General features: G+C 67.5%; 16 protein-coding genes. 8 read left to right on the top strand and 8 right to left on the bottom strand.

Features of this window, described 5'->3' with window-relative positions; all coding sequences use genetic code 11:
* The first annotated feature begins 19 nt into the window (after nucleotides 1–19).
* The 4 genes from ACHFIV_RS11590 (at nucleotide 20) to ACHFIV_RS11575 (ending at nucleotide 4,053) form a co-directional block, all read left to right on the top strand.
* The gene (locus tag ACHFIV_RS11590) at nucleotides 20–1,180 is read left to right on the top strand and encodes a Gfo/Idh/MocA family protein (protein WP_398966556.1); all 1,161 of its coding nucleotides are present in this window, start codon (nucleotides 20–22) and stop codon (nucleotides 1,178–1,180) included.
* Entirely contained in the window at nucleotides 1,177–2,097 is a 921-nt protein-coding gene (locus ACHFIV_RS11585; RefSeq protein WP_398966553.1) for a sugar phosphate isomerase/epimerase family protein, read from the top strand. Before ACHFIV_RS11590 ends, ACHFIV_RS11585 begins: the two co-directional genes overlap by 4 nt.
* 116 nt (nucleotides 2,098–2,213) lie before the next feature.
* On the top strand, nucleotides 2,214–3,014 hold the full coding sequence (locus tag ACHFIV_RS11580; protein WP_398966550.1) for a sugar phosphate isomerase/epimerase family protein: 801 nt from the start codon (nucleotides 2,214–2,216) through the stop codon (nucleotides 3,012–3,014).
* A 601-nt stretch (nucleotides 3,015–3,615) separates the two neighbouring features.
* Nucleotides 3,616–4,053, top strand: coding sequence for a hypothetical protein (locus tag ACHFIV_RS11575; RefSeq protein ID WP_398966547.1), 438 nt, complete (start codon nucleotides 3,616–3,618; stop codon nucleotides 4,051–4,053).
* A gap of 298 nt (nucleotides 4,054–4,351) precedes the next feature.
* Here the strand turns inward: ACHFIV_RS11575 and ACHFIV_RS11570 are convergent, their stop codons facing one another.
* The 3 genes from ACHFIV_RS11570 to ACHFIV_RS11560 form a co-directional block, all read right to left on the bottom strand.
* Nucleotides 4,352–5,374, bottom strand: coding sequence for a zinc-dependent alcohol dehydrogenase family protein (locus ACHFIV_RS11570; protein WP_398966545.1), 1,023 nt, complete (start codon nucleotides 5,372–5,374; stop codon nucleotides 4,352–4,354).
* A gap of 128 nt (nucleotides 5,375–5,502) precedes the next feature.
* Entirely contained in the window at nucleotides 5,503–6,744 is a 1,242-nt protein-coding gene (locus ACHFIV_RS11565; RefSeq protein ID WP_398966542.1) for an MFS transporter, read from the bottom strand.
* 114 nt (nucleotides 6,745–6,858) lie between these two features.
* Nucleotides 6,859–7,974, bottom strand: coding sequence for an alpha/beta hydrolase (locus ACHFIV_RS11560; RefSeq protein WP_398966539.1), 1,116 nt, complete (start codon nucleotides 7,972–7,974; stop codon nucleotides 6,859–6,861).
* Between the two features lie 84 nt (nucleotides 7,975–8,058).
* Between ACHFIV_RS11560 and ACHFIV_RS11555 the strand changes: the two genes are divergently transcribed.
* Complete coding sequence (locus ACHFIV_RS11555; RefSeq protein ID WP_398966692.1) at nucleotides 8,059–9,054, top strand: helix-turn-helix domain-containing protein; 996 nt, start codon at nucleotides 8,059–8,061, stop codon at nucleotides 9,052–9,054.
* A 224-nt stretch (nucleotides 9,055–9,278) separates the two neighbouring features.
* On the opposite strand, the gene ACHFIV_RS11550 is transcribed toward ACHFIV_RS11555, so the two are convergent.
* Complete coding sequence (locus ACHFIV_RS11550; protein WP_398966536.1) at nucleotides 9,279–10,022, bottom strand: SDR family NAD(P)-dependent oxidoreductase; 744 nt, start codon at nucleotides 10,020–10,022, stop codon at nucleotides 9,279–9,281.
* A 136-nt stretch (nucleotides 10,023–10,158) separates the two neighbouring features.
* The gene (locus ACHFIV_RS11545) at nucleotides 10,159–10,389 is read right to left on the bottom strand and encodes an alpha/beta hydrolase (RefSeq protein WP_398966533.1); all 231 of its coding nucleotides are present in this window, start codon (nucleotides 10,387–10,389) and stop codon (nucleotides 10,159–10,161) included.
* Nucleotides 10,390–10,540: 151 nt separating this feature from the next.
* Between ACHFIV_RS11545 and ACHFIV_RS11540 the strand changes: the two genes are divergently transcribed.
* Complete coding sequence (locus ACHFIV_RS11540) at nucleotides 10,541–10,756, top strand: AraC family transcriptional regulator (RefSeq protein WP_398966530.1); 216 nt, start codon at nucleotides 10,541–10,543, stop codon at nucleotides 10,754–10,756.
* Between the two features lie 151 nt (nucleotides 10,757–10,907).
* Here ACHFIV_RS11540 and ACHFIV_RS11535 read toward each other — a convergent pair whose 3' ends face one another.
* Nucleotides 10,908–11,045 (bottom strand): hypothetical protein, encoded by a 138-nt coding sequence (locus tag ACHFIV_RS11535; RefSeq protein WP_398966527.1) that lies wholly within the window; start codon nucleotides 11,043–11,045, stop codon nucleotides 10,908–10,910.
* A gap of 132 nt (nucleotides 11,046–11,177) precedes the next feature.
* On the opposite strand from ACHFIV_RS11535, the gene ACHFIV_RS11530 reads away from it, so the two are divergent.
* Nucleotides 11,178–11,783, top strand: a complete 606-nt coding sequence (locus ACHFIV_RS11530) for a hypothetical protein (protein WP_398966524.1) — start codon at nucleotides 11,178–11,180, stop codon at nucleotides 11,781–11,783.
* 111 nt (nucleotides 11,784–11,894) lie between these two features.
* Here ACHFIV_RS11530 and ACHFIV_RS11525 read toward each other — a convergent pair whose 3' ends face one another.
* Nucleotides 11,895–13,160 carry an IS701 family transposase gene (locus ACHFIV_RS11525; RefSeq protein WP_398966522.1) on the bottom strand — a complete coding sequence of 422 codons (1,266 nt, stop codon included), beginning with the start codon at nucleotides 13,158–13,160 and terminating at the stop codon, nucleotides 11,895–11,897.
* A gap of 362 nt (nucleotides 13,161–13,522) precedes the next feature.
* Nucleotides 13,523–14,374: a DUF5655 domain-containing protein gene (locus tag ACHFIV_RS11520; RefSeq protein WP_360287142.1), complete on the bottom strand. Its 852-nt coding sequence runs from the start codon at nucleotides 14,372–14,374 to the stop codon at nucleotides 13,523–13,525.
* Nucleotides 14,375–15,168: 794 nt separating this feature from the next.
* Between ACHFIV_RS11520 and ACHFIV_RS11515 the strand changes: the two genes are divergently transcribed.
* Nucleotides 15,169–17,973, top strand: a complete 2,805-nt coding sequence (locus ACHFIV_RS11515) for an ATP-dependent helicase (protein ID WP_398966520.1) — start codon at nucleotides 15,169–15,171, stop codon at nucleotides 17,971–17,973.
* Nucleotides 17,974–18,214: the final 241 nt, after the last annotated feature.

The following is an 18,214-nucleotide window of genomic DNA, read 5'->3' as shown; positions in this document are numbered from 1 at the left end:
CGAAAGGAGCGCGGCCGTCATGGCTCCGCCCACCACACCATCCACAACAGAAGCCAGACGCCCCCTCCGCGCTGCGGTCGTCGGCGCGGGGATGATCGCCGAAGTCCACCGCCGAGCGATTCGCGCCGCAGGCGGCGACGTCGTCGGCGTGCTCGCTTCCTCACCCGCACGCAGCCTGGAAGTCGCCCGGCAATGGAGCACCACGGCGTACGAGGACCTGCCATCGCTGCTTGCCGATGGCAGTGTCGACGTCGTCCACGTCTGCACTCCCAACCACACCCACGCCGACTACACCCTTCAGGCACTGACGGCCGGCAAGCACGTCGTCTGCGAGAAGCCGCTCGGCGTCTCCGTCGAGGAGGCGGAAGAGCTGGCAGCCGCGGCGGAGCAGAGCGGACTGATAGCCACCGTGCCGTTCGTCTACCGCTACCACCCGCTCGTACGGGAGATCCGCAGTCGGCGTCTGGACGGCGAGTTCGGCCGGTGGCATCTGCTGCACGGCAGCTACCTGCAGGACTGGATGCTCCAGCCGGAGGCATCCGGATGGCGTGTGGACCCCGCGCGCGGCGGTGCTTCCCGGGCCTTCGCGGACATCGGATCGCACTGGTGCGACCTGGTCCAGTGGGTCTCCGGCGAAACCTTCACCGAGCTGACCGCCGCTTCCTCCGTGGCTGTGGACGAGCGGCCCGCAGCGGACGCCGCATCCTTTTCAACCAACTCCGCGGACGGCCCGCGCACCCGCGTCGAAACCGAGGACTGCGCCACCCTCCTGCTGCGGACCGGTCGCGGCCTACTCGCCTCGCTGACCGTCTCGCAGGTCTCCGCAGGCCGCAAGAACCGCCTGTGGTTCGAACTCGACGGATCGCGCGGCAGCGCGGTCTTCGACCAGGAGAACCCGGAGACCATCTGGCTCGGCGCCGAACACGAAAGCCGCGTCGCGCACCGTGACCCGCACCACGGCAGCGCAGAGCAGCGCCGCCTGTCCGTCCTGCCGGCCGGCCACCCTCAGGGGTACGCCGACTGCTTTGCCGCGTTTGTCTCCGACACCTACGCGGCGATCGGGGGCGGCGCCCCGGAAGGGCTGCCGACCTTCGTCGACGGGCTGCGCGCCGCACGCCTCGTCGACGCCTTCCTCTCCTCCTCCCGCACCGGTGACTGGACAAAGGTGAAGCACGCATGAAACTGGGATTCCTGACAGCCTGCCTCCCGCAGTGGGACCTCCCCACGATCGCCTCCTGGGCAGCGGACCACGACTACCAGGCCCTTGAGGTCGCGGTCTGGCCCGGCTCCGGAGGCCGCGACTTCGAGGCCGCTCACCTCCCCGTCGCCACCTTCGGCGAGCGCGAGGCCGACGCCACCCGTGACCTGTTCCAACAGCACGGTTTGGAACTGTCCGCCCTCGCCTACTACGAGAACAACCTCCACCCCGATCCCGCTCGCCGCGAAGAGATCCGCAGCCACCTCAAGCACGCCATCGACACCGCCCAACTCCTCGGCGTCCCTCACGTCGGCACGTTCGTCGGCCGCGACTGGACACGCCCCATCGCAGACAACCTCGCCGAGGCGGAGCGCATCTTCCCCGAGCTCGTCGAGTACGCAGGCGAGCGCGATGTGCGGATCATCATCGAGAACTGTGTGATGGAGGGCTGGCACCCCGACGGCTACCCGGGCAACCTCGCCTACTCGCCCGAGCTGTGGGAGTGGATGTTCGACCTCGGTCTCTACCTCAACTGGGACCCCTCGCACCTGACCTGGATCGGCATCGATCCGGTCGAGACGATCGCCCCGTACATCGACCGCATCGTGCACGCCCAGGCCAAGGACGTCCAGCTGCGTCCCGCCGACCGGCAGCGCTACGGGCACTTCGGACCCGCCATCGACCGCTCCGCGAACCCTTGGGACATGGGCTGGTGGCGCTACCGCGTCCCCGGTCTCGGCCAGGTCGACTGGTCCGGCATCATCGACCGCCTATACGAGCACGGTTACACCGGCACACTCTCCGTCGAACATGAGGACCCCGTATGGGGTGGGTCACCCGAGAAGGTCACCCAGGGGCTGGAGATCGCCCACCGCACCCTGCGTCCCCTGATCTTCTGAAACCGGCCGCAGCCGACACACCACTCGCGGAGCACCGGCACACGAGCCAGTGCTGGTTCCGTGCCCCAGTTGATCCCTGCCCGCTGTCTGATCCCTTTTCGTCCGTGGAGGACCCAATGAGCAGCAAGGCCCGCCTGTCCGTCCAGCTCTACAGCGTCCGCGAAGCGTTCTTCTCCGACCTCGCCGGCACGCTCGCACGCATCGCCGATCTCGGCTACTGCCATGTCGAGCCCTTCGGCTTCGGACATGGGTGGGCCGCCCCGGCTGAGCGCCTTGAACGGGCCCGTGAGCTGCGTGCCGCCCTGGACGAGGCTGGACTCACGGTTTCGTCAGTGCACGGTGGTCTCTCTGACGGTGACCTCGCACCACTCGTCGAAGAGTGCCGCATCCTGGGCGCGGACACGGTGTTCGTGCCGGTTCCAGAGCTGGTCGAGGGCTTCGAACGGAATGTGTTCGGCGACGCCGAACGGTTGCCCGCCTTCGCGGCGCGGCTGACCGCAGCCTCCGAAGAACTGGCCGGGCACGGCATCAACCTCGGGTATCACAACCACGAATTCGAATGGGCCAAGCTCCCCGACGGCCGCTCTGGTTACGACGCCTTCTGGGAACTGGCGGGCGAGCGGCTCCTTGCCGAGCTCGATGTCTACTGGGCCACCGCCGCCGGCCAGGACCCCGTAGCGGTACTGAAGCAGCTCGGCCGACGCGCCGCCGCCGTACACCTCAAGGACGGGCCTGTGGGCCACGACCAACCGCAGACCCCCATCGGCACCGGCGAGGTCCAGATCCCCGCAGTCCTTGCTGCCGGTGAGCATCTGGGCTGGCACATCGCCGAGATCGACACAACCGACCTTGACGTCTTCGACCTCCTGGAGTCCAACCGCACCGCCATCCTGGACCTGGGCCGCACGGTCGCCTGACCATCAACAGATCTCGTGCATGCAGGGATGCCACGGCCTTGTTGGCGTCCGTGACCTTGTGAGCCCGCGAATGCGGCCTGCGCTACGGCGCCGGCATCGGAGCCCTGCGCCCCGACCTCGACCGTAGCGCCATCGGATGGGAACCCATCGCCGTCAATGACGGCTTTCAAGGGCAGAGGGCCTCTCTGGGGGCACTGGAATGTCCAGCGCCCCCAGCCACCTCGACCGCTCGGCTCGCACCCTAGCCGTCAACGGAGCAAGGTGCGGAAGACCAACTGAGAGTTTCAGTGAAGGGCCGCACCATCAGACCGGGCTGGCCGAAGGGCGGGCGCCGTGGGAGATGTGGCACTGAGTAGGTGAGCGAAGCCGCGGCTGAAACAGTCGGTAGCCACTACGGGCGGCAACTCGGGTGGACGTGCTCGGGCCGTCATTGCTGTCCCCCGAAGGGGGTCGTCAGAACCGCAGCAGATCTGCGGCAGTCACGCCCAGTACGCCGTCGTGCCCCCGCACCCCTCTCGTTTTCGATCACACCCCCATCCACTGATCCATAAAGCGTGCTCTGCCAAGCCGCCTCGCTCAACAGCAATGACCGTTCGGCTAGTTGAGCGCCGCCCGCGGCGCGGTCGCCGACTGCCTTGCAGCGGGCGTGCGCGAGATCGCGATCGTCACCTCGCAGGGCGAGGGGGGACGGCAGGTCCGCCACTACTTCACCGAAGACCACGGCGTGCGGGACTACTTCGCCGCCCGCGGCTGGCAGAAGAAGTACGAACCGATCGCACACCTTCACGACCAGGCGGACTTCCACTTCATCGAGCAGCCCCGCGACGGCAACCGGTACGGAACGGCCGTGCCCGCGATCCTGGCCGCCGACTTCATCGGCGACCAGGACTTCTTCCTCATCGCCGGCGACGACCTGCTCCTGCGAGACCGACGGCGGATCCGCCATCCGATGCCCGCTTGGCTGTCGCGCTCGGCATGTACATCAGCCGGAGGACGTCTTGCTCCTGGTCGACGAACGCTGGGACGAGGGCTGCACTAATGCCTGGAAGCTCTGGGAGAAGCTCGTCCCCTTGAGCTATCGAGGCAGCTACGGCCGGGTCAGCTCCTACCTTCGACAGAAGCGCACCTCGCTGCGCGCCCGGTCGTCGCACAGCCGTCGGCAGGGCCGCGACGAGTTGCGCGCTGCTGTCCGACAGGCGGTGGCGCAAAACCACCACGGCCGCCTGCCCGCTGCTCACGTGGTCCGCCAGGATCCGGGAGCGGTCCAGCGACAGGCCGACCGTGTGTTTGACGTGCTCGGCGATCAGTCCTCCCCCTCCACTTGCCCAGCCGCACCGTCAGAGGGTGAGGAGCACTTTGGTGGCGCGCCGCTCGTCCATCGCCTTGTAACCCTCGGCGGCCTGCTCCAGCGGCAAGGTGAGGTCGAAGACCTTCCCGGGGGCGATCTTGCGGTCCCAGATGAGCTGGATCAGGTCGGGCAGGAAGCGGCGTACCGGGGCGGGGCCGCCGAGGGTGTGGATGCCGGCGAAGAACAGCTCGATGCCGGGGATCTGGACGTCGTAGTTCACGCCCACGTAGCCCAGGTGTCCGCCGCCGCGGGTGGCGCCGACGGCCTGCATGAACGACTCCTGCGTGCCGACCGCCTCGATGACCGAGTGCGCGCCGAGCCCGTTCGTCAGCTCCTTGATCTTCGCGACGCCTTCGTCGCCGCGCTCCTCGACGATGTCGGTGGCGCCGTAGTAGCGGGCCAGCTTCTGCCGCTCGGGGTGGCGGGACATGGCGATGATGCGCTCCGCGCCAAGCTGCTTGGCGGCGAGGACGGCCATCAGGCCGACGGCGCCGTCGCCGACGACCGCGACGGTCTTGCCGGGGCCTGCCTCGGCGGCGACGGCGGCGTACCAGCCGGTGCCGAGCACGTCGGAGGCGGCAAGGAGGGCGGGGATGAGCTCCGGGTCGGGCTGGCCCGGGGTGGCGACGAGGGTGCCGTCGGCGTGCGGGATGCGGGCCTTCTCGGCCTGGGTGCCGATCGTCTGCGAGACGAACTCGGCGTGTACGCACTTGGACTGGAAGCCGGCCTGGCAGATCTCGCAGGTGTTGTCGGAGATGACGAACGACCCGACGACGAAGTCGCCGATTTTGACGTTCTCGACCTCGGAGCCGACTTCCTCCACGACGCCCACGTACTCGTGGCCCATGACCTGGTGGTCGGCGGGCTCGATGCCGCGGTACGGCCACAGGTCCGAGCCGCAGATACAGGTCGCCGTCAGCTTCACGATCGCGTCGGTCGGCTCGATGATCTTCGGGTCTTCGCGCTCCTCGACCCGGACGTCTCCGGCGGTGTACATCACTACTCCACGCATCGTGGGGTCTCCTTTGCTCTGTCGTGCCAGCGCGTGAGGCGCCGGATTGTTCGTGTTCAGGACGGCACGGCGGGGCCGCGTCTTCCTCGATGTGAAAGGGTTCGCGCCGTCGAGTCCGCTGGAAGGGACTAGTTCGCCGCGGGTGTGCGCGGGTGGCGCTGGGTAAGCGCGATGGCGATCGTGGGGATCAGCGTGAGAGCGGCGATCACGGTGCCGACGGCGGCCGGGCCGGTGGCTCCCAAGGCAGAGTCGAGGGCGAGGCCGGCGGTCCAGGAGCCGATGGCCGTGCCGAGATTGAACGCCGAGACGGTGAGGGCGGAGCCCAGGGTGGGGGCCCGTCCTGCGAAGCGGACGCCCAGGGAGATCAGCACGGGGTTGGCGCCGAGCCCGAACAGTCCCAGCAAGGTGATCAGCACCATCGTGGGCGCGGCGTATCCGGACAGCAGGCAGAGCGCCAGCAGCAAACCCGTGGTCACCGCGGGCGCCACGATCGTCGTCAGGTACGGACGGCGGTCCCCGAGACGGCCTCCCACCAGGAAGCCTGTCAGCGCGCCGACCCCGAAGCCGACCAGTACCAGCGGCACCAGACCGGCGGCCAGACCAGCCCGGCCGGTCAGCAATGGCGAGATGTAGGTGTACGTCGACAGCACACCGCCTGTCGTGGTCGCGCAGGCCGCAAGCGTCAGCCACAGGCGTCCCGAGCGCAGAGCGGACAGTTCGGAACGGACCGAGACCGCCTGGTCGCCGCCGGTGTGGCGCGGAACCTGGCGGGTGATGAGCACCATGGCGGCGGCACCCAGCACGGCGAGCGCCCAAAACGGCCCGCGCCAGCCCATCACCTGTCCGGCCAACGCGCCCAGCGGTACGCCGACGACGTTCGCGAGCATCGCACCGGCGCCCACGACCCCCAGAGCGCGAGAGCTCGCGGCGGGACCGGCGGCGCGTGCGGCCACCACGTTGGCCACTGCCCAGAACGCGCCGGTCGCCAGAGCGGTCAGGAACCGGGCGCCAAGGATCAGCGCGAAGCTGGAGCCGAGTGCGACGACGACGTGTCCGGCCGCGAAGATCCCCAGTGCCAGGATCAGCGTCAGCCGCGCCGGCAGCCGCAGCGTCAGCATCGCCATCAGCGGCGCGCCGACGATCATCCCGACCGCGAAGACGGTGATCAGCAGGCCGGCCTGGGCCATGCCGACCTGCACGTCGGCGGCGATCTCCGGCAGCAGGCCCGCCACCACGAACTCGGTCGTGCCCATCAGAAACGTGCCCAGGGCCAGCACGTAGACGAGGAGCGGGAGCCGGGCGGGCGGCAGTTCGTGGCTACTGCTCCGCAGGTCGGCGGGGGCGTGGAGGGTGTCTCCTCGCGTGGTCATGCTTCATCTCCGCAGCGGGGTCTAGATCGGGGTGGAGGCCAGCGCTGTGGCAGCTGGTCACGCCACCTCTGTCGGCAGGCGGGGGCCGTCGCCTGCCTGCAGAGGTACTCACGTTCAGGCGAGGTTCTTGGTGAAGAACTCGTCGAGCTTGTCGAAGGGGATGAGCTTCTTGCGGTCGTACAGGTCGACGTGGTCCGCGCCCGGGACGATCACGAGGTCGACCGTGTCGGGGGCCATTTTCTGGGCGTCCTCGGCGTAGTACCGGGAGTGCGCGTCGGCGCCGGCCACCAGGAGGGCCTTGCGGGGCGCCAGCAGGTCGAGGTTCGTCATCAGCGGGAAGGCGAAGAACGACATCGGGGTGGTCGCGGTCCATGCGGTGGTGGAGTTGATCGAGCGCGGGTGGTAGCCGCGCTCGGTGCAGTAGTAGTCGAAGAAGCTCTTCGTGACCGGGTCGGCGTCCGCCGGGAGGGTCTCGGGCAGGACGCGGTTCGAGGGAGCGACGTTGCCGTTCTCGTCGAAGGGGACCTCGTGGGAAAGTCGCGCGTACGTGCGGTTCTCGGCATCGATCCAGCGCTGCCGGCTGAGGTGGTCCACGACCTCCTGGCGCTGCTCACGCGTGTAGTAGTCCTCGTGGCCGCGGGACATGCTGCGCGACATGTCGTACATCGAGGCTGTGGCGACGGCCTTGATACGGCTGTCGGCAGCCGCCGCGGTGAGCGCCATACCGCTCAACCCACAGATGGCCTGCACGCCGATCCGCTCGCGGTCGACGATCTTCTGCAGGCCGAGGAAGTCGACGGCGGCACTGTAGTCCTCGGTGTAGATGTCGGGCGAGGCCACGTCGCGCACCACACCCCCGCTCTCCCCGGTGAAGGAGGGATCGAAGGCCAGGGCGGCGTAGCCGCGGCGGGCGAACTCGTTGGCGTAGAGCCCAGAGGACTGTTCCTTGACGGCGCCGAACGGTCCGCTGACCGCCAGGGCGGGCAGCTTGCCCTTGGCGTTCTTCGGCATGTAGAGGTCCGCGGCGACCTCGATGCCGTAGCGGTTCTTGAACCGCACGGAGGTCCGCTTGACGTTCTTGTCCAGCGCGAAGGTGTAGCCGCCCTTGGCCTTGCCCTGTCCTGTGGCGCTCGCGGCGCGGCCGCCCTCCGCAGCGAAGGAGGGCCGAGCGGTGAAGGTGGCGGCGGCTCCGGTGGCGGCGATCAGTCCGAGCGCTTTGCGGCGTTCCATGGAGGGACCTCATTTCGATCGGCGGAGGTGAAGGCGCGACGGTTGGTGGTGTCGTGACCGAGGCGCGATTCCAGGAGACCGCAGCTGCGCCAGGCGCGGCAGGCTGCGTTTATGGGGGGGACAAGCTCGACCCCCCTTCCCTGGGAGCAGGGTCGTAGCGTGGAAGGCATGGAACGCCTCCCCGACCACCGCGCCGAGATCCGTGACTTCCTCGCCACCCGGCGCGCCAAGATCACCCCGGAGCAGGTCGGGCTGCCCACCAGCGGCCGGCGCCGGGTTCCGGGACTGCGGCGCGAGGAGGTCGCCGTCCTCGCCGGCGTGAGCACCGAGTGGTACACGCGCCTGGAGAAGGGTCACATCGCCGGCGTGTCCGCTGACGTCCTCGACGCGGTCGCCCGTGCGCTGCAGCTGGACGAGGACGAACGCACCTACCTCTTCGACCTGGCCAGGGCCGCCCAGCCACTCAGCCGAACCCCGCGCCGCCGCAAGGCCGTCGACATCCCGCCCCGCGTCCAGTGGCTGCTCGACTCCATGACCCTGTCCGCGGCGTTCGTCACCAACGGCCGCCTGGACATCGTTGCCACCAATGCGCTGGCCCGCGCTCTGTTCGCGCCGCTGTTCGACAGCGAGACCACGGGCAAACGCGGCCGTCCGAACTTCGCCCGGTACTGGTTCCTCGACCGCGGTGCCCCCGACTTCGTCGCCGACTGGGAGGGTGCACTCGACACCACCGTCGCTCTGCTGCGCGCCGAAGCCGGCCGCTACCCGCACGACAAGGCCCTGCGCGAGCTGATCGGTGAACTGTCCACAACGAACCATGAGTTCCGCACCCGTTGGGCCGCCCACGACGTGCGCATCCACCACGGCGGGGTGAAGCAGTTCCAGCACCCTAACGCCGGACCGCTGAAACTCGTCTACCAGCCGCTGGACCTGCCCATTTCCCCAAGCGAGGTCCACTCGCTGACCATCTACACGGCCGAGCCGGGAAGCCCCGACGAAGACCAGCTGAAACTCCTCGCCAGCTGGGCAGCGACCCGACTCAAGGAAGCAGAACCCGCCCACGACAGCGAACTGCCCTGAAACCCATCACAGAAGCCACTGCGTTGTCGCGGTCAGCAGAATCCCCCCAGACGCTGGGTCCGGTGAGCTGCATGGTGCCGTAGCCGACCTGTTGACGGTGAGATCGCCCCGAGGGCGAGGTGCCAGAAAGCGGCGGCCGAGGTGAGGGCGGTGGTTCTCCTCTGGTGATCATGTGTGCGGGGTGATCCGGCATGTGTGTGGGGCGATCTGGTCGGTGTCGTCGATCAGGGCCCGGCGGCCCGCTCCGGGAGCCGGACTCCGGTCTGCTCGGCGAGCGAGGCCAGGAGCTCGTCCTGGAACGTCTCGCCGGGAACGGCGGGGTGGGGTTTCTCGGTTCGGAGGTGGTGCCAGTAGCGGCCGTTGACGAGGGCCTCGGGGTCGTCGCTGGTTGCAAGCCAGACCTGGGTGACGTGGGCAAGCGCGAGGTCGTCGCTCGCGCCGGTGCCGCCCATCTTGGTGGGCACCCAGCCGGGGTCCACCGCGTGTGCGAGGACGTCCGGCCTGAGGCGGGCGACGGCGGCCATGAGTGCGGTGACGTACAGCTTGGCGTCGGAGTAGGAGCGCGTTGCGCGCTGGCCGGTCCAGTCGACGCCGGTGAGGTCGGGCTTGCCGCCGCGGTGCATGCTGCTGGACAGGTAGATGTGTCGTGACGCCGGGATAAACGCGGTCATCAGGTACGGCGCGGTGACGTTGACCGGCAGGACCGGGCCCTGCATCACGCCGGCGTTGTGGACGACGGCGTCAAACGGGCCCCGCGCGTTAGCCTGCTCGACCAGCTCATGGACTTGGCCGAGGTCGGCGAGGTCGCCGACGACTGCCTGGGCACCGAGGTCGAGGAGGTGCTGGGCGGCGGCCAGCCGGGCTGTGGTGCGGGCGTGCACGACGGCGTGGTGGCCCTCGTTGAGCAGCGCCTCGGCGGTGTTGCGGCCCACGCCGTCGGTGGAGCCGGTGATCAGGATGCTTGCCATGTTCGATTCCGTTCTCGTCGATGTGTGCGAGGTCGGCTTCGAGAGCACGACGTCGCCGGCGGCGAGGTTCTCCTCCAGCCGGGTCCCGGTGGGGTCCCGGCCGGGCGCGGGGGACCGGCCAGGACCGGTGAAGTGGTCAGCGCAGATTGTCGCCGAAGAACTCCTCAAGCTTGTCGAAGGAAATCTTGTCAGATCGGTCGTACAGGTCGACGTGGTTGGCGTCCTCGATGATCAGTAGCTCCTTGGGCTCGGCCGCTGCCGCGTAGGCATCCTCGCTGAAGTAGCGCGAGTGAGCGTGCTCACCGGCGATCAGCAACGTGGGGCGAGGGGAGATCTCGGCGATGTGGGTCAACAGCGGGAAGTTCATGAAGGACAGGGGGTGGTAGCGGTCCAGTCGCCGCTGGTGTTTGGCGAGCTCTCGTGGTAGCCGCGGGGGGTGCGGTAGTAGTCGAAGAACTCTTCGGTGACCGCGTCCGCGTCGGCGTCCAACTTCTCGGGCAGGATGCGGGGGCCCGGCGTTGCGATCTTGTTGTCCGCGTCCGCCCACCGCTGTCGCCTTCGCCCGGGCCATCGAGTGGCTCAAGCTCAACTACGCACGACCACTGCGCATCGAAGACCTCGCCGACCACGTCCACCTGAGCGCCTCGAGTCTGCACCACCACTTCCGGGCACTGACGGCCATGACTCCGCTGCAGTACCAGAAATGGCTCCGCCTCCAGAAGCCAGACGCTTGATGCTCACAGACGGCTTCGACGCCGCCCGAGCCGCCTTCGAGGTCGGATACGAAAGCCCGTCCCAGTTCAGTCGCGAGTACTCGCGACTCTTCAGGGCGCCGCCTCGCCGCGACGTCGTCGGCCTTCGCCAGGGAGCCGCCGGCCCCGTGCACTAGTAGTGCTTGGTCATGTGCGATCCGTGACGGCGTGTCTTCTTGGTCGGTCGTTCGTTGATCGGGCCAGCCATGATCGTGCGCAGGACCGTCGTGTCGGCGTCGCCGTTGGCAGATCGGCCAATTTGACGCACCATGATCGATTCCTCGGTAGCGTTCACACGACACGAAATGCCTGTGGGACGAGGCAGATGTACTCGACGCGCAGCAAGGACTAGCGCACAGGCAGATGTCCCGATGGCAACGAGGAGAGGGCGGGTGCTTCATCCATGAAGAACGCATTAGCGGTCGTGACGCTGGCGGTTTCCCTTGCGGTGGCGGGGTGCACAGAAGCCGAAGGTGGCCAAGACTCCCGGCCACCGCAAGCGGTGAGTCAGGCACCGGGGGAGGCTGGCGCCTCGGACCCGGCGCTTCGGCAGATCGGCCAGACCGTCACGCTCAGGGACGATGAAGGTCGCCCCATGCAAATCACACTCACCGGCATTGCCTACCGGGATGCCTTCGCCAAGGACAAGACGCTTCCCTTGAACGGGAAGTACGCGCTGGCCGTCGCCTTCACCATGAAATCTGCGACGGGCGGGACCCTTGGTCAGCAGACGGACAACCACATCAAGTGGGCGCGGGGTCCGGAGATGGCCGAAGCCTGGGACTACACCGATGCGCCTTGGCAGGGCTGCATCGACGCCTTCACCCCCTATGCGACGGTCAAGGCCAATGACGAGTACAGGGCCATCACCGACCTCAACGTGCCCGTGAAAGGTGGAAAGCTGTTGATCGAGGACCACTACGGCAGCATTGCCCGATGGGCTCTGCCGGAGGCAGATACGGGTACCGGCACAGAACCTGCAACGAAGTTCACCACCCAGAACTGCTAGCAGGGCGTGGTCACGTCGGCGCGGGATCTGGTAAGTCGCGGTGACAGGTAGGGCAGGCGCCGGTCCAGGTCGCGAGGAGTAGCTGCAGCTCGCGGACGACTCGGTAGAGGCTCAGGCCGGCGCCGTCTCTTTTAGGGATCGGGTCAGTCGCTGGAGGGTGCAGAAGGCGTGGGCGACCGAGACGAGGGTGACGTGGTGGTGCCAGCCTGGCCAGCTGCGGCCTTCGAAGTGGGCCAAACCGAGCGCCTGTTTCATCTCGCGGTAGTCGTTCTCGATGCGCCAGCGGAGCTTAGCGGTGCGCACGAGGACGGGCAGCGGGGTGGTCTCGGGCAGGTTGGAGAGCCAGAACTGCACGGGCTCGTTCTGGTCGGCGGGCCATTCGGCCAGCAGCCAGCGGACCGGAAGCTCGGCGGTGGCCGCGGCCTTGCGGATCTCACGTCCGGCGGGCCGGATCCGCAGGGCCACGAAGCGCGAGTACATGCGCTTGAACCCGCTGCGGCCGCTGCCCGGCCGTGATCCCTCCCTCCACTGCACCGGCCGCGCGGACGCTTTGCCGGCCGCGATGACCAGGCTCTTCACTCGCTGGGCCGGCTCGGGGTAGGCAGGAACCGGATGCGGGCCGCGGCCGGAGTAGGCAGGTGTGCACGGTTGTGCGTCTTCGGGTTGTGCGGTGGTTGTGGTCGAGATGCCCACCACGTAGTCGAGACCTCGCTCTTCCAGGCCGAGCCGGAAGGCGGCGGTGTCCCCGTAGCCGCCGTCGGCAATGACCTGGGGCACCTCGATGCCCCAGGACCGCGTCTCGTCGATCATGTCGAGGGCCAGCTGCCACTTCTCGACATGCCCCACCTGGGCAGGGATGGCGCACTTGTCACGGCGGGCCACCTTGACCGGATCGGCCTTCGGCGAGGCGGGATCCCAGCTCCCGGGCAGGAACAGACGCCAGTTCACCGCTGCGGAGGCGCTGTTGGAAGCCAGGTGAAGCGAGACCCCGGCCTGGCAGTTGGTGACCTTGCCCGCCGTGCCGGTGTACTGCCGGGTCACGCACGCCGACGCGTCCCCGTCCTTGAGGAACCCGGTGTCATCGATGACCAGCGCGGTGGGCTTGATGACCGGCTGCATGCGCCAGGCCAGCCGGGCCCGCACATGCGCCGCATCCCACGGGCTGGAGGTGACGAAGTGGGCCAGGGCCTGCCGGTTCCCGTCCTCGCCCAGGCGGGCGGCCATCGGTTCTACCGACTTGCGCCCGCCGTCCAGCAACAGACCCCGCAGATAGACCCCGCCCCACCGACGCTGATCCGACCGCGCGAACGGCTCGAACATCTCCGCCGCGAAGTCCTCCAGATCGCACCGGACCGCTGCCAACTCCTCACCCAGCACACCCGGTCAACGACACGACGATCAAGAAGACACGCCATCACGAACCGCACATGACCAAGCACTACTAGCCACTGGCGCCTGGTTCGGTGCAAAGCTCCCTGCCTGAGGGCAAGGCCCATCCTCAACACCGCCGCCCCGCCGTTCAGGCGTGGACAGTCGATAGCCGCCGCCCGCCGAGCGCGCAACATAGCGCGGGATCGCCGGTTAGCCAAACCGGCGATCCCGCGCATCATTGATAGTCCACCGCCACGCCCCACTCGCACGTCGAAAGACTTCGCCCTCACGACCACCAGAACAGCCACCAGAACAGCCACGAAGCGGCCACGACCGAGAGGCCGACAGGCCGACAGGCCGACAGGCGATCATGCTGCTGCGAAGCTTGCCCGGAACAGCTCCTGTGCCCGCTCCACGTCCCGTGGGGTACGCAGCTGCACCTCCAGGTCGCCTGTCCCGTGGTGACCGAGCCCGGACACGTCCCGGGTGAATCCGGGTACGAGGTCGACGTCCTTCGGATCGACCTTCAGGTAGACCAGCACCTTGCTCCGCTGCGGCGGACACAGGCAAGCAAAGTTCCGCAGCCGCTGGTACGCCCGGTACGTCTTGCGCTCGACACGCTTCACGCCGCCCCCGAGCCCGAGCAGCGCCTCGTCCACCGCACCCGCCAGCTCCACCATCGACGCGCCCTGAACGTCGGCCGCTGCCCGAGCAACCGCCTGCCGACGCGCCCGACGGGCCACCCGCATGCCGCCGCTCACCGACGCCACGGTCTCAAGCCCGAGCAGATCGCTGCCGAAGAGTCGGTAGCGGACCAGGTCGATCGACCGCCGGTGCTCGCGCACAGCATGCACGTCGTAGCGGGTGAAGTCGCCAGCGATACAGATCAGGCGTGGGCCGCTCCACAGGACCTGGGACGCGGCCGTCACCCCGAGCCGGTCGCGGACCAGGTGCTCGAACTCCGCCCGGTGGTCCATCAGCCACGAGAGGTAGAAAAGCCCCTGGTTAATGACGCCGGCGTCGACACCGCGCTTGTACTCAATGAGGACCGGCGACCCGTTCTCGTCCAGCCCCAGCGAATCGATCCGGCCCCCGTGCACCGGACCCGTTCCGTACTCGCTCGCCAGGAACCGCACCCCCAGCAGCGTCTCCATGTGCGCCTCGACAAGACCCTGCACATCGGCCTCGACCTCAGCAAGACGCGGCACGACCTCGGTCATGCCGCCATTCACCATGTCCATGCGAAACAACTTCAGGCTCGACCCCTCCTCGGCTCGGAGGTCATCAACGCCGAAAAGGTGCGGGATTGTTTCCGCGAGAGGCCACGAGGGCGTGAAGGTGATGTGAGAGCCTACGTACGAGCCGGCCGGAGAGCACTCGCCTTCCCTAGCCACCAGGGACCAGCGATTCCCCCATGCGTCCCCCGCGACCTGAGGGACAGGACCCGGAAGCTGCGTTTACGCAGGTCAGCCCCCGTAGCTCAGCGGACAGAGCACGTGCCTTCTAAGCGCCTGGTGCTTCCGGTTCGATTTCCCGGCACAGGTCGCTTGCGCTGCACGACGATTGTCCGGAAGCCAGCCGACGCGGTCGGCAGCGCGTCGTTCCTACCACTGCCAAGCCGTGCCTGAGCTGCATGCCGCCAAGACTCATCACTCGTTCCCTCGACCTCGCGGACCGTAAACGAATTCGGGACGCTGCAACCGAGAGTGGGGTGCGCCTCCTGGCGCAGGTGAGCCGCCCGGCAGTGCTCGCCGCCTCCCCCCGGCTCCAGTGGATGTATCGAACACGCCAGAGACTGATGTCGAACAGTCACGCACGTTGGAGTGATGGACTAGTGCCCCCCTGATGGAGTTAACCACAGGCCATTGGACGGATTGCTCGACAAACGCACCAATCAATATTCGAACTGGTGACAGGGAAGGCGCTGGAGTAACGAAACGACTGTCAGTGCTGCTTGGTACACATTTCATCGCTCGGGGAGCAGGTCCCCGACGTGACGCGTGGAGGCACCTCGGTGCAACTGACCTCAAATCAGCTGGCAGCGATCAACACCGTGGACAGGCACCTGGGAATCGTCGCGTGCGCTGGATCCGGAAAGACAGAGGTCATCGCCCGGCGGGTGGTGAAGTTGCTCCGACTGCCCGGTGTGGAGCCGCGGCACATTGTCGCCTTCACGTTCACCGACCGGGCGGCCGGAGAACTGAAGCAGCGCATCGTCTCTCGCGTCCGAGAGGAACTGGGTGATGTACGTGGATTGGCCGAGCTTTTCGTAGGCACCATGCACGGCTACGCCTTGAGCATGCTGCAGTCCCAAGTGCCGGAAACGTTCAAATGCACTGTCCTCAGCGATGTGCAGGCTCGTGTTCTGATCGACCGCAATAGCCGGGCTGGCGGACTGACAACAACACAGATCCGTACTAAGGGCAAACCGACCCGCCCGATGAAGCGGTACGTCAACTCCCGTCTTTACCAGCGCGTTTTGGGCATGCTCCGCGAGGACAAAATCGACCAGGACAAGTTGCCGTCGGACGTACTCGACGGCCTGAACAGTTACCGGGCGTTGCTCCAGCGCCTTCACTACCTCGACTACAGCGAGATCCTCCGCCTCGCCGCAGACCTGCTGCTCCCGCCGCCGAGTACGGGAGGGCCGGCCACCGAACCCGTGGTCAATCTGCGTGCCCACGTACGGGACACGGTCCGCTACGTCGTGGTGGACGAATACCAGGACACCAACCCCGTCCAGGAGCAGTTGATCGCCGGCCTCATCCAGTTCGGCGCAAACCTGTGCGTCGTAGGGGACGACGACCAGACGATCTACCAGTGGCGCGGAAGCGCGGTGAACAACATCCTGACGTTTACCACCCGCCACAGCAGCGCCAAGACCGTGACGCTCAACGAGAACTTCCGCTCGTCCAAGGCGGTGGTGGACCTTGCACGCCGGGTGGCGGAGGGCATCGATCCCTTGCGTCGGCTGAGCAAGTCGATGATCGCCAGCGGACACCAAAGCTACGGCCGTGGCGACCTGCTGGCCCTCTCCTTCGGTACGCCGCAGGAGGAGGCCACGTGGATCTGCGACCGCATCGAGTGGATGATCGGCCTGCCCTTCACCGACCATGCCGGCACGCCGCCACGGGGCCTGGCGTACTCGGACTTCGCTGTCCTCTTCCGCAGCGTGTCGGGTGACGCCGATCCGCTGGTCACGGAGATGCGCGCCCGGGGAATCCGCTACATCATCAAGGGCCTGAGCCGCCTGTTCCAGACGCCCGAGGTCCAGGCCGCCAAGACCTGCTTCGACTACATCGCCGGAGCCGTCGACGGTGACGCCGTCGTGACGGCGTGGACGGACGCCCGGCTCGGGCTCCGCGAGGAGGCCCTGAAGCGCGGGGGGAAGATCCTCGACGAGGCCCGCGGCTGGGCGGAGGGCATGCCTTGGGACGCCTACACGATCCAGGGCACCTACCAGCGTTTCCTGGGCGAGGTCGGCGTCCGCGAGGAGCACCTCACGGCTGAGGTCGGACGCGAGCGCAGCGAGCTCGCCTTCTACAACCTAGGACGGTTCAGCACCGCCATCGGCGACTACGAGCGCATCCACTTCCTCAGCAGTCCGCCCGACCGGTTCGCCGCCTTCGCCAAGTGGCTGGAGCACCAGGCCGGCGACTACTACGAGGAGAGTGACGCCGACGCCGGATATGCCCGGCCCGACGCCGTCACGATCGCCACCGTCCATCAAGCCAAGGGCATGCAGTGGCCGGCGGTGTTCGTGCCCTGTATGCGTCGCAACCGCTTCCCCAGCAAGCGGCAGGGCGGACTCGGTGTGTTCCACATCGTCCCGGAGGCTGCCGTCAACGAAGCCGACCGCTACCGCGGCAGCGAGGACGACGAGCGCCGGCTCTTCTACGTGGCGGCGACCCGCGCCCAGAAGTACCTCGCTCTCTCTTTCTCCCCCGGGCCGGGCAAGCTCTACCAGCGGGAGTCGCAGTTCTTCGCCGAGGCGACCCGCAACACCTACGTTCTGACCCGGGAGGCCGCCAGGCCCCACGAGTCCACGCTGAATCGGCTGCCTTCAACCCCCCTGTCCGACACGCCCGATATCGTCTTCAGCTTCAGCGAGCTGAAGTACCTGTTCGAATGTCCGTACCAGTTCAAGCTGCGGTTTCTGTACGGCTTCGACTCGCCGTTGCAGAAGGAACTCGGGTACGGCAAATCGCTCCATGACGTGATGGCCGAGGTGCACAAGCGCGCCGTGAAGGGCGACATCGTCGACACGACGGAGGTGGAGGCGCTCGTTGACCGGCACCTGCACGCTCCGTTCGCGCCCGAGCCGCTCAAGGAACAGCTGCGCAACGCCGCCATCCGCTCCGTCCACCGCTACCTCCGCGAAAACGGCTCGCGACTTGCCCTCACCGAGCACTCCGAGCAGCCGGTGGAGGTACACCTCACGCCGGGGGTGACCGTCAGCGGACGCATCGACTTGATCCGCCGGATCGACACCGGTGAGCAATCCATCGTGGACTTCAAGTCCAAGGAGCGCGCCCAGGCTGACGCTGTCACCCGCGATCAACTGCACATCTACGTAGCGGGATACGAGGAGCTGAGCGGCAAGCGTGCCGATCTCGTCGAGGTCCTGAACCTTGACGAAGGCAGCCGCAGCAGCCGCGAGGAGGTCAACGACACCCTCCTGAAGGAGATTTCCGGCAAGGTTGCCAAGGCCGGAGAGCAACTCCGCCACAACCACATGCCACGCAAGACCTCCTGGTGCAATACCTGCGCCGCCTGCGACTTCGCCGCGATCTGCCGGGACCGGCCCAGCGCTCCATAACGCTCTTTGACCACATTGAGCCGTAGGGCCGCGGTGTTGTGCGACCGGCACCACGGCCCCACCTCCGGCAGAGCGCTGCACAGCAACGAACGAAGCCCCCGAGCAAAGTGATTGAGACGTCAGACATCTCGATCAACAGCGCGGGGGCCTTGCTCGTTGCGATTCCGCCCCATCACCCGTTCGGTGGCCAACTCGAAGAAGCTCAGTGCCTGCACTTCGACACCGAGATCCGCCGCATCGT

Source organism: Streptomyces sp. ALB3 (assembly GCF_044385685.1).
Taxonomy (GTDB): Bacteria; Actinomycetota; Actinomycetes; order Streptomycetales; family Streptomycetaceae; genus Streptomyces.
This window is presented reverse-complemented; position numbering and strand designations above follow the sequence as displayed.